We start from the raw sequence: 12,107 nt of genomic DNA on the forward strand, positions 1-12,107 counted from the left end.
TGGGAGAAAGCTTTGTTGCGATCACACCTCCCTAGGGGAGAGGGAAACACGGGGAGGGGCCCGGGTGCCGTACCGCCACCCGGGCCCCGAAGGAACTGCTACACCATCTGCCGGCCCTGGTACTGCGCCGACCTTCTGTTTCCGCCGCCCCGACCGAGAAGGTGCCGGGGATACGGGGATCGCGATTGCTTGACCGGAGACCACCTCACTATCGATGTCCTGCGGTACCCGGACTCCATAACGCTCGTCCGGGCGATCCTGATGGCGCTTGAGCTCCTCCGTTCTTTCCCTCTGGGATCGATCGCTTACCTACAACTGGTACTGCGAACTGCTTGTCCTGCTGGTGTTGCGTACTGCCAGCGGCCTGTACCAGCGCCGCTCGTCGACAGCCAGCCCCGTCGCCCATCCTGCGTCTGCTCCGGCTTGGAACCCCACTGCCGAACTTCCCCGGTGCGCGCGCCCGCAGCCGACGCCTTCACCGGGAGACCACTGAACTGCACTTCACTGCGAGGTACTGCGAACTGCGCTTACCACTGTTTCCTGCGGTACTGCTGATGGCGGCCCCTGATCACTGCGGGCCACCCGGTCCGGTCGCCAGTCCCGTCGCCGTCCTGCAACCACTATGGCTTCGACACTCCACCACCGCACCGCCCTGCGAACTGCAACTACCACTACTGCGGGTACTGCTGCCCGGCAGTTCGTCTCTGCCGGGCCCTGCGTCTCTCTGCGTTACGAGAGAAACCATAACCACAGCAGCACCCAATGTCTACTCTGGCCAGCATAGATTTTCCTTCGTCCTGTCGGCAGGTAGTCAGCCACGGAGACAGCAGCGGCAGACGCCGTCACCTGCAGGCGCGTGTGCCGGCGCGGGGTCAGTGCCGACCGGGGTAACCCAGACGGAGCAGGCTTCGTTGAACCCCCGGCATGGCCCGACGACGACGGCGATGACGACGCGGCCGGTGAGGGGGACAGTCCTCATGGCCGCCATCGGTCACCGCAATGACGATTCCCGCCCGCCCGCACTAACCCGGCCGACGTACCTCGACCACTCCCGTCTCGTACGCCACGATCACGGCCTGGGCACGGTCGCGGACGCCGAGTTTGCCGAAGAGGCCGGTGATGTGGTTCTTGACGGTGGAGGCGCTGACACCCATCGCCTCCGCGATCTCCGCGTTGTCGAGGCCCGTGGCCATCAGCCGCCACACCTCCGCCTCGCGCGGCGTCAGACCGCCGACCTGGGCCAGGGGTGGCCCGGGACGCTCCGGGGCCCTGACGTACGTGGAGATCAGCCGGGTCAGCAGCCGGGGCGCGACGGCCGCCTCGCCGGTGTGCACCACCCGTACCGCCGCAACCAGTTCCTCCGGCGAGATGTCCTTCGGCAGGAACCCGCAGGCACCGGCGCGCAGCGCGGCCACCACGTACTCGTCCAGGTCGAAGGTGCTCAGCGCCAGCACCCGGCAGCCTGGCAGTTCGTGCGCGAGGCGGCCGGTGGCGGCGACGCCGTCCAGCACCGGCATGCGGATGTCCATCACGACGACGTCGGGGAGCAGTCGGTGGGCGAGGGCCACCGCCTCCTCGCCGTCGCCTGCCTCGCCCACCACCTCGAAGGCCGGGTCGGGCGCGAGGATCAGGGCGAGTCCGCGCCGTACGAGCGGCTGGTCGTCCGCGATCAGCACCCTGATGGGTTTCGGTTCCCCCGCGTCGTGCGTCGTCGCGTTCATCGGAGCGCTCCCTCGTCAGCCGTCAGCGGCAGCCGGGCGCTCACCCGGAAGCCCGCCCCGTCCAGGGGACCGGCCTCGAACGTCCCGCCGTGCAGCGCGGCCCGCTCCCCCATCCCCACCAGTCCGTAACCGGAACCGGAAGCGGTGCCCGCTCGCACCAGCCCCGCCTCCGCGCCCGCTCCGTCGTCCCGGACCTCCACCACCACGCCGTCCGGCTCATAGACCAGCCGCACCTGCGCCCGCGCCTCGCCCGCGTACTTGCGCGCGTTGGTCAGTGACTCCTGCACGATCCGGAAGACGGTCAGGCCCACGCTCGGCGGCAGCGGGCGCTCATCGCCCCCTATGTCCAGCGCGGTGGGGAGCCCGGCCCGGCACGACTCGGCGACGATCCGCTCCAGGTCCGCGATGCCGGGCTGCGGTGCGGTCGGCTCGTCCTCCGCATCGTCCCCGGCCCGCAGTACGTCGAGGAGCTGGCGCATCTCGCGCAGGGCCATGCGCCCGGAGCCCTCCAGTTCGACCAGCGCCTGCCTGGCCACCTCCGGATCGCGGGCGAGGTTGGCCCGGGCACCCCCCGCCATCAGCTGCATGGTGGTGATGTGGTGCGCCACGATGTCGTGCAACTCGCGGGCGATGCGGCGCCGTTCGGCGGCCACGGCCCGGTCCGCGAGCAGTCGGCGGTTGGCCGTGATGTCGCGCTGCCAGCGGTTCATCACGGCCGCCGCGATGATCACGACAACCGCGGCCAGCACATTGGCCACGACCTCCATCAGCGACAGATGCGGCCACTTCGTCCAGTTCACCAGCGCCACCACCGCGCCCACCGCCGACGCCGCCGCCACGGGCATGCCCTTGAGTCGTACGACGGTGTAGAGCGCGACGATCACGGCGGCACCGAAGTGCTGGGGCGTCGGCACGGTCAGATTCATGACCAGTCCCAGCAGGAGCACGGCCGCGAGCACCGGGACCGGAGCGCGGCGCCGTGCCAGCAGCGGCAGCGCAGCCGCCACCACCAGCAGACATCCGGCCACCGGCACCTCACCCTGCTCCGCATGGCTGGCGAAGGTGAAGCTGACCAGGTCCATGACCCCGGCGCCGACCGCGACCAGACCGTCGTTGCGCGTCCAGGGCAGCGCGTCGCCGCCCTGCCCCGTCGCCGGGGCCCAGGGCGCGGCGGGCGTGGTCACCATGGCGGTCCCCATTCTGTGAGTGGCGGTTCCGACCGCCGACGGTGTGTCACGGCCCTCGTTCCATGATCCCAGTCTCGCATCGGGCACCGGGCCCGCATCCGGCCCGAGGTCCGGTCCCGCTCTGGGAGCACGGTCCCAGGAGCCGCCCGCGCCCATCCCGCACTCCCATGACGGTTCTCCTCCCGTGCTCGGACGACCGCGCCCCGTCGCGCTGATGTGCTGGTCAAAGGCGCCGAGAGGGCCGCGTCCCCACCAGGGTCCGCACCCCGCCCGCCGGCCGCATCCCCATCCATCGTCGGAGGACAAAGTGATCCGCGCCCTGACCGGGTTCTCCACCCGCAACCCCTGGAAGGTCATCCTCGTCTGGTCGGTGGTGGGCCTCTTCCTCGCCCTGCTCGGCCAGTCGCTGCTCTTCCGCGTCACCCAGAGCCAGAGCGGGGACTTCCTGCCCTCCACCTACGACTCGGCCGCCGCGCTCAAGGTCGCCGAGGAGAAGTTCGGTGCCAAGCCCGACGCCAACGCGATGACCGTACTCGTCGCCCGGACCGACGGGCGCCCCCTGACCGGGGCCGACGAGCGGCGCATCGGCCACATCGCCGCGGAGCTGGGCCGACGCCACGTCAAGATGCCCGAACCCAGTGGGGACGGGCCCGCGTTCCTGGCCAAGGACTACTCGCAGACACCCCAGGTCAGCCCCGCCATGGTCGCTCCCGACCGTGGCTTCGAGCTGCTCTCCGTAGAGCTGACGGGCAATGCCACGGACCCCGGTATGCACGACCTCTACCGGGCCTTCCGCGACGACGTGAAACGCGAGTTCGCCAGTGCCCAGATGCGTACGGGCTTCACCGGCGGACTCGCCGGGCTCGTCGACACCACGGAGGCCGAGAAAATCACCGGCGAGGTGGTCGGCGCCCTCATGATCGGTCTGATCGTACTGATCAACATTCTGGTGTTCCGCAGTGTGCTGGCCGCCTTCGTGCCCCTGCTGGCGGTCGCCGTCATCAGCGGCGCGGCGCTGGGCACGGTCGTGTGCGCCGCGCTCGCCACCGGTATCGACCTCGACACCTCCACACCGAACCTGATCGGCGTCGTCCTGATCGGCATCGGGATCGACTACTTCCTCTTCCTCCTGTTCCGCTTCCGCGAGCAGTTGCGGGCACATCCCGACATGCCCGCCCGTGCCGTGGCCGCGGAGGTCACCGGCCGGGTCGGTACGGCGATCACCTCGGCGGCGCTGACCATCGTCGCCGCCTTCGCCACCCTGGGGATCGCGACCTTCGGGCAGTTCCGCGTGCTCGGCCCCGCCATCGCCGTATCGGTGCTCGTCATGCTGCTGGCCGGGCTGACTTTCATGCCCGCGCTGCTCGCGGTCAGCGGGCGCAGGATGTTCTGGCCGTCCCGCTCGCTGCGGCGCGAGCCCCGGCCTGGCGCCGCCGGGCGCGTCGGTGACCTGGTCGCCCGGCGCCCGCTCACCCTCGTGGTGGCCTCGGTCGCGCTGCTGGGTGCGCTCGCGGCCGGAGCTGTCGGCGTCCGTATGGACTTCGACCAGACGGGTGGCGACGAGGGCACTCCGGCAGCGGCCACCGCCGCTGAGATCAACCGCGCGCTGCCCGCCGGCGTGTCGGACCCGACCACCGTCTACGTCACGGCTGAGCAGGGCCGCACGCTCACCACCCGAAGCGTCGACGCCCTGCCTCGGGCCCTCGCCAAGGTCCGCGGCGTCGGCCAGGTCGGCAGGGCCGTCCTCAACCAGGACAGCTCGGCGGCCCGCATCGACGTCTACCTGACCGCCGACACCCAGAGCCGACAGGCACGCGACCTCGTCTCCGGGCCGGTCCGCGAGGCGGTCGCCCTCCACACGCCTGCCGGTATGGAGGCCCATGTCGGTGGTACGGCGGCGATCTTCGCGGATATCTCCACGGCGGTCGACCACGACCTCAAGACGGTGTTCCCTGTCGCCGCCGGCCTGATCGCCCTCATCCTGATCGTCCTGCTGCGGAGTTTGCTGGCCCCGGCCGTCCTGATGCTCGCCGTCGGGCTCGGCTTCGCCGCGACGCTGGGTGCCTCCGCGCTCTTCTTCCAGCAGCTGCTCGACAAACCGGGCGTCAACTTCGTCCTGCCGCTGGTGCTGTTCCTCTTCGTGGTCGCGCTCGGCACCGACTACAACATCCTCATCAGCGACCGCATCCGCGAGGAGATGGAGCGCCCGGGGCCCGCCCGGGCCGCCGTCGCCCGGGCCGTTCGCCACACCGCGCCCGCCATCGCCACCGCCGGTGTGGTCCTCGCCGCCTCCTTCGGCAGCCTCGCGGTCAACGCGGCGCCCGCCACCCAGCAGATCGGCTTCGCGACCGGGCTCGGCATCCTGCTCTCCGCCTTCGTCCTCTCCATCGTGCTGGTGCCCGCGCTCGCCGTACTCCTCGGCCGGAGCATCTGGTGGCCGGTCCGCCCGGGCCGTGGCAAGGGCCGCCACCAAGCCGAGCGATGGGAGAGCGACCGGGCCCATGACGAGGCCTTTGCTCGCCCGCACGGAGCGCTGGAGACACGGTTGCACGCCGAGTAACTCGCCGAGTGGCAGGGACAATGACAGATATCCTGACCCGTCGCGCCGTCTCGGCGTGTCGGGTCAGGAGGGCGCCTGCTGCACGTCGGCGGCCCGGGCGACGGCGGCCTGCGGATGCCCGCCTATGCCGCCGACCAGACGCCGACCGGCCTCGCCTCTACGTACGACCTGATCGGCTTCGCCCCCGGGGCACCCACGGCAGCGAGCCTCACGTCGTCTGCGACGCGCAGGGCTGGAACTTCGCAAGAAGGCACGGGACAAGCAAGGCGTCGTGATCCGCGACGGCAGCCCCGGCTACCGCATGGACGTAGTGGCGGTCAGCTGAGCGCGAGGAACAGACTGGCCTGCCGCCACTGGCAAATAGCAGTCGGATTGGCGGAATACTCAGCCGGCGACTCTGGCCCCGAGATGTCACTCGGACTAGTGGAGATCAGGATCGGCAGGATGACGTCAAGTGGTACCTATTTTTCCATCTGCCCTGCTCGCCAGGCTGTCTGTTCATAGCACCGGAACGCCAGGTGTTTTCCCGCTCGTTGAGGATCTGGCCGCTGTCCGTCATGGTCTCCTCAGCTTGGGGGGCATCGCCCCTGTGAGACCCGCCTGCTGTGCTCTGCACGCCGAGGGCGGATAGGGAAGGAGAGCGATGTCGCAAAGGATTACCATCGTTTCGATGGGTATTCGCGGAGACACCCAACCGCTCGCCGCCCTGGGGGTCGCCCTGGAGCGCAAAGGTTATGCCGTGCACCTGATTGGAGCGCCCCGATACGCGGACACGGTGTCCGGCAGCGGCGTGCAATTCAGCGCTTTGGAGCCAGACTTCGAGTCGATGCTGGAAACGCCGGACGGTCAACGGTGGATGACCGCAGGGTGCAATTCGCTGGGTTTCGCGCGATGGATGCGGCAGGTGGTCGGCTCCAACGTGGACCAGTTGTTGCAAGGGATCTCCACGACGGCGCAGCCCAGTGACTGTGTCATTTACTCTCCCTTCGCGCTACCGGCGGAGAGCCTGGCGGAGCGCTGGGGGGCCGTGTCGTTCATGGCCTCCTTCATGCCGGCGCACTCCACCCGCGACTTTCCCTCCATCGGCTTCAGCCGCTCCCTGGGCTCGACCGGCAACGCATTGAGTCTGCGAGTCGCGGAACAGGCGTGCTGGCAGGTCTTCCGTAAGCGCGTCAACGCATGGCGGACCGCCAGCCTGGGGCTCCCGCCGTGGCCGTTGACAGGTCCGTTCGCCCAACGACGCCGGGAGCAACGGCCCACGCTGTACTGCTACAGCCCTTCTGTGCTTCCGGCTCCCAGTGACTGGCCCCCGACGGCCCACGTCACGGGATACTGGCTGCTCGACCGCCCCTCTGGCTGGGAGCCCTCCCCCGAACTGGCAGAGTTCCTCGACACGCAGGGGCCGCCAATCGCCTACGTCGGCTTCGGCAGCATGGTCACCGATGGCCCGCGAGGACGCCACAAGCTGATCCGCGACGCACTTCAAAGGGCCGGCGTACGCGGAGTCCTTCTCGGCGACCCCGCAGTGACGCCCTCCGACAACCTCAGCCACGTGGTGTCGAGCATTCCTCACGCGTGGCTCTTTCCGAGGATGTCCGCAGTCGTCCACCACGCAGGGGCCAGCACGGTAGGCGCCGGTCTGACAGCAGGAGTTCCCACGGTCACCTGCCCCCACTTCCTCGACCAGCCCTTCTGGGGGGCCCGCGTTCACGCCTTGGGTGTTGGGCCCCGGCCGCTACGCGCGCACGGTCTGACGCCCCAGAACCTGGCCGCAGCCATCAGGCAGGCGGTGAGCGATCGGGCGATGCGCCACAGGGCTGAGCAGCTCGGACGCCGTCTTCGTCACGAGTCCGGTATTGAGGTGGCCTGCGGCATCGTGGAGCGTGCCCTGGGCCGGACCAGGGCCTTCCCGGTCACCAGCGGAGAGGCACGCTCGTGAACGGTCAAGGGAATATCGTCGTGGCCAGCGGCGCAGGATTCCTCGGCTCCCACCTGTGTCGTCGCCTTCTCGCCGACGGGTGCTCCGTCATCTGCGTGGATGACCTGAGCACCGGCAGGAGAAGCAATGTGGAAGACCTGGCAGCATGCCGGAACTTCCGTTTCGTCCACAAGGATGTCGTCGAAGGAGTCGGCGTCCAGGGCGAAGTTGAAGCGGTATGCAATCTGGCCTCACCCGCGTCTCCGGCTGCTTACCTCGCTCAGCCCGTGGCAACGCTCCTGACAGGATCCATCGGGACACGGAATCTGCTGGAACTTGCCCGGCAGAAGGGAGCCCGCTACCTCCTGGCCTCGACGAGCGAGGTCTATGGCGATCCGCAGGTACATCCGCAGGCCGAGCAGTACTGGGGCCATGTGAACCCGATCGGGCCACGCAGTTCTTACGACGAGGCCAAGCGTTTCGCGGAGGCTCTCACCACCGCCTACCGCGGGGCCCACGGCTTGGATACGAAGATCGCACGGATCTTCAACACGTACGGCCCAGGCATGCAGGCGGACGACGGCCGTATGGTGCCGACGTTCTTCCGGCAGGCCCTCGCGGGAGAACCGATGACCGTCCACGGAGAGGGCCGGCAGACTCGCTCCCTCTGCTTCGTCGACGACACAGTGGAGGGCCTGGTCCGTCTGCTCCGCTCATCACACGGTGGGCCGGTGAACATCGGAAGCCCTCACGAGTGGAGCGTGAGACGCGTTGCCGAGATGATTCGCGACTTGACCAGCTCTCGCTCACCGATCATCGCGACACCCAGAATGGTCGACGACCCGGAGGTCCGCTGTCCGGACATCAGCCTCGCGATCAAAGCACTCGGCTGGAGACCTGCCATCCCCCTGGAAGCGGGATTGAGAATCACCGCTGGTTGCCTGGCCCAGGAAGCCGAGAAATCGGCGCGACCGGCCCCGAAGGCTTCCTTTGATGGACAGCCGGCAGCTTCTATCACGGGCTAGTGGGCGTCTGGTGAACGAGATTTCCCGGTGTTGGTCACGGTAGCGGCACCGGCCGTGTGCGCCGACTCAGGTGGGTCGCCCGGAGCGCGCCATACTCCGCCGAGGCCACCATTGCCTGGTCCCGTCCGAGTACCATCTGGCGCCAGCGGCCTCGTACGGCCCAGTGCACTGTCCTTGATATTCGGCTTTCGCCGCCGGCGGACTATGCGGTCTTCGGTCGCCTATGGAACGGGCCGCTCTCGCGCCCGTGTCCACCCGCCGGGACGGCCGTTCTCCTTAGACGTTGAGAACGGCGAATTTCGAGGAGTGGTGTGGTGGTGGCTTGGATGTCGGTGGCGCGGGCGCGGCTGGTGGCAGCCGGTGCCCTGTGCGTCGTGGTCTTTGCTGCTTTTTTGATTCCGGTCTCCGTTGCCGCGTTCGGCCGGGACGGCACGCTGAGTGAGGACACGCAGGCGTTTCGAGCGCGGCGTGCGGCGGAGCGCCTCGGCGCACCTCCCGCTGATCTGGTCTTGGCGGTCACTGATGCCGGGCGCCCTGCGGACTCGGCCGCGCGAAGTGCTCAGGCCGTTTCAGCTGCATTGGCCCGTGAGCCCGGTGTGCGCGCCGTATGGTCCGGGGCCACCGGCGCGGAGCCGTGGCTGCGATCCCGTGACGGCGGGAGCGTGTTGGTTCTGGCGAGGCTCGACGGGTCCAAGCGTGAACAGGAGAAGACGGCGGACCGTCTGGTGGAGCGGGCACGGGCCGTTGTACCCGACCGTACCGTCCAGGCCAGCGGGCCGGCGTGGACGCTGGAGCGCGTGGACCGTCGTATCGAGCACGACTTGCTTCGCGCCGAACTGCTGGCGGCGCCAATCGTGCTCGTAGTTCTCCTGATGACCTATGGCTCCCTCGCGAGTGCCTTGATGCCGGTGATGGTCGCTGGAGTTGCGGTTGGCTGCACGATCCCGGTGCTGGGTGGGATGGCTCGCCTTGTCCACGTCTCGTCGTTTGCGGTGAACGCGGCGCTGGCCGTCGGGTTCGGGCTCGCGGTCGACTACACGTTGTTCCTCCTCGCCAGGTACCGGGAGGAACTCGCCGGTGGCCATCCGCGTGCCGAGGCGCTGACCACCGCCGTGCGGACCAGTGGTCGCTCGGTGGCCTTCTCTGCGGCGGCGGTCACTGTGTGCTTGAGCGCGGTGACCCTCATCCCGGTTCCTCTGGTCCGAGCGCTCGCCCTGGCAGGAGTCACCGTGACGGTCCTGTCGGCCGCTGCGGCGTTGCTGCTCACGCCCGCTTGCGTAGTGCTTCTGGGGCCACTGTGTGAACGCGGTGATCCCTTTCGCCGGTGGCGGCGCATCAAGCTGGGGCAGGGAAGTCCCTTCTGGCGTCGCACCGCGCAGGTGGTGACCCGGCGGTGGGCTGTTGCCGGTGGTGCCGCCGTGGTGTTGCTGGCGATGATGGCCTGGCCCTTCGCTCACGCTCAGCTGGGCATCATGGACTATCGCGTCATGCCCGCCTCCTCCGAGGTGGCGTCCGTCGGCGAGCGCGTCCGGGCCGAGTTCCCCGGCGCGCCGGAGCAGGTCGTCACGGTGGTCGTGCCCAATCCCGCAGCTCCACTCCAACTGTTCCAATATCGCCGGGCCCTGGCTGGCATCACGGGAGTGACCGACGTCCGGGTGCTGGCCGGTTCGCGCAAGACAGGCACGGTCTTCGGCGCCGCCACCACAGTGCGCGCAGGAAGCAGCGAGGCCGCGGCCTTGGTGAAGGAGGCCCGGGCGCTTCCCTCACCGGGTCCCGTGCTGGTCGGCGGGCGAGCCGCCGAGGTCGTGGACACCCTTGCTGCCGTGAAGCGGGCGCTGCCCCGGGCGGTGGCGTTGCTCGGCGTCGGCCTTGCGCTACTGCTGGCGCTGTTCACCCGCAGCCTCGTCACTCCTCTCAAAGCGCTGGTCGTGGCCGTTGTCAGCCTGGGCGCGAGTCTGGGTGCGGTGGTCGCGGTCTTTCAGGAGGGGACGGCTCGCAGCCTGCTGGGGGGATTCACGGTTACGGGTGCACTCGACATCTCGCTTTTGCTGTTCACCCTGACCATCGCTCTGTCCCTCTCGGTGGACTACGAGGTCTTCCTGCTGGGGCGCATCCGTGAGGAGTACCAGCGCTGTGCGGACAACCGGGCTGCCGTGGTGGAGGGCATCGCTCGTACCGGGCGGCTGATGACGTCCGCCGCACTTGCCGTGGCCGTCTCCACAGCAGCCATGATCACTTCTTCCGTTTCCGTGATCAAGATGACCGGTGCGGGTGTGGCCCTGGCCGTACTCGTTGACGCGGTACTCGTGCGCGGTGCACTTGTCCCGGCTGTCATGGCGGCACTGGGTCCGGCCAACTGGTGGCTTCCCGCGATCGGACGTCGCCGCCTCCGGCTGCCTGTCCCGAAACGAGCCGTGTGATCAACAGGCTTCGTGAAGATGGCCATCCGAAATCCGGATGAGAAATGGAAAAAGCGATCGCCATATTATTCGGAGATAGCACTACGGGTAATTTTGCATTTCTGCGTCCTTAGGTCATTCTGCCATCGTGGCTATTCTGCTCACCGGGGCTACCGGATTTCTGGGTTCGCGTCTCCTCTTCAACCTGCTGACAACCCGGAGGGAAGAGGTGGTCGCGTTGGGAAGAGGAACGCCCGCCGCTTTGCGGTCTCGTCTGCTCGGCGTGCTGCAGTCCGTGTCGGGGCAGTCGCTCGACAGCCAGGCGCGGGCGCGGCTGCGTTGTGTCAGCGGGGATGTCACGGAGGCGTGGTTGGGGCTGCCTCCGGCCCTCTACGCCCGGCTTGCCCAGGACTGCGAGGCTGTTTGGCACTGTGCGGGTGACATCGCGTTGGCGGGTGAGCGTGAGCGGCTGTACGCCGTGAATACGCGGGGCACTGCCGAAGTGCTCGCCTTCGCGGAAAGGACCCCGCCGTCATGCCGTCTGGTCCACATGAGCACCATGGCCGTTGCCGGTGGGCTGTCTGAGGGTCTCGTCAGCGAGGACCACCTCAGTGACGCGCACGGATTCGTGACGCATTACGACGCCTCCAAGTTCGAGGCGGAACTGCTGGTCCGGCAGTGGGCGGAACGTCACCGGCGTCTGGCCGTCGTCTTGCGGCCCGGTGTGGTCACCAGCGACCGTGAAGGCGTCACGGGGGCGCCTTCTCATCCTCTGAACGTGCTGGGGCAGATGATCGAAGCAATCGCCCACAGCGGCGCGCCGGGTATCCCGGAGCCCACGCGCAGCGACTCCCGGTTGGACCTGCGGTTGGCGGTACCCGCGGACGTCACGTTCAACCTCGTCCCGGACGGCTATGCCATCGACGCCATGCTCCGCATCGGCCAGGACAGCCGGCACGACACCGGCACGCAAACGTTCCATGTCGTGCACCCGGTGGAGACATCAATGGGCCAACTCGCGACCGCGATCGAGAGCCGGTATCCGGGTCTGCGAATCATCTGTGCCGATCATGTCGCCGATCCCACAGCCGTCGAACGGTTCGTCGCCGCTTCTCTGCCGGGCTTCTTGAGCTATCGCCACCGGCGCACCTATGACCGTTCGAACACGGTGGCGCTGACCTCGGATCTGGCCGATCCTGCCGTGCTCGATCATGCCTATCTGGTCAGCGCCTTGGCGCCGGGCGGTGCCGTGGGAGCCGACAGCACCGCGGTGCCGGTTACCGCCACCGCTACCTGA

Annotated in this window: 7 protein-coding genes; 5 read left to right on the forward strand and 2 right to left on the reverse strand. The window is 68.5% G+C overall.

Annotated elements, in window-relative coordinates:
• Positions 1–1,022 precede the first annotated feature (1,022 nt).
• A complete protein-coding gene (locus tag ACZ5ID_RS28365) occupies positions 1,023–1,721 on the reverse strand; it encodes a response regulator (RefSeq protein WP_468903420.1) in 699 nt (232 codons plus the stop codon).
• Positions 1,718–2,908 (reverse strand): sensor histidine kinase, encoded by a 1,191-nt coding sequence (locus tag ACZ5ID_RS28370; protein ID WP_468903422.1) that lies wholly within the window; start codon positions 2,906–2,908, stop codon positions 1,718–1,720. Before ACZ5ID_RS28370 ends, ACZ5ID_RS28365 begins: the two co-directional genes overlap by 4 nt.
• Positions 2,909–3,215: 307 nt before the next feature.
• Here ACZ5ID_RS28370 and ACZ5ID_RS28375 point away from each other — a divergent pair, with 307 nt between their 5' ends.
• The 5 genes from ACZ5ID_RS28375 to ACZ5ID_RS28395 all read left to right on the forward strand — a co-directional run bounded on the left by ACZ5ID_RS28375 (position 3,216) and on the right by ACZ5ID_RS28395 (position 12,107).
• Positions 3,216–5,468 carry an MMPL family transporter gene (locus ACZ5ID_RS28375; RefSeq protein WP_468903424.1) on the forward strand — a complete coding sequence of 751 codons (2,253 nt, stop codon included), beginning with the start codon at positions 3,216–3,218 and terminating at the stop codon, positions 5,466–5,468.
• A gap of 670 nt (positions 5,469–6,138) precedes the next feature.
• Positions 6,139–7,407, forward strand: coding sequence for a glycosyltransferase (locus tag ACZ5ID_RS28380; protein WP_468903426.1), 1,269 nt, complete (start codon positions 6,139–6,141; stop codon positions 7,405–7,407).
• Positions 7,408–7,427: 20 nt separating this feature from the next.
• On the forward strand, positions 7,428–8,411 hold the full coding sequence (locus ACZ5ID_RS28385) for an NAD-dependent epimerase/dehydratase family protein (RefSeq protein ID WP_468903428.1): 984 nt from the start codon (positions 7,428–7,430) through the stop codon (positions 8,409–8,411).
• Between the two features lie 311 nt (positions 8,412–8,722).
• A complete protein-coding gene (locus ACZ5ID_RS28390; RefSeq protein ID WP_468903430.1) occupies positions 8,723–10,831 on the forward strand; it encodes an MMPL family transporter in 2,109 nt (702 codons plus the stop codon).
• A gap of 127 nt (positions 10,832–10,958) precedes the next feature.
• Entirely contained in the window at positions 10,959–12,107 is a 1,149-nt protein-coding gene (locus ACZ5ID_RS28395; RefSeq protein WP_468903432.1) for an SDR family oxidoreductase, read from the forward strand.

It is taken from the genome of Streptomyces sp. NPDC031670 (assembly GCF_055580545.1).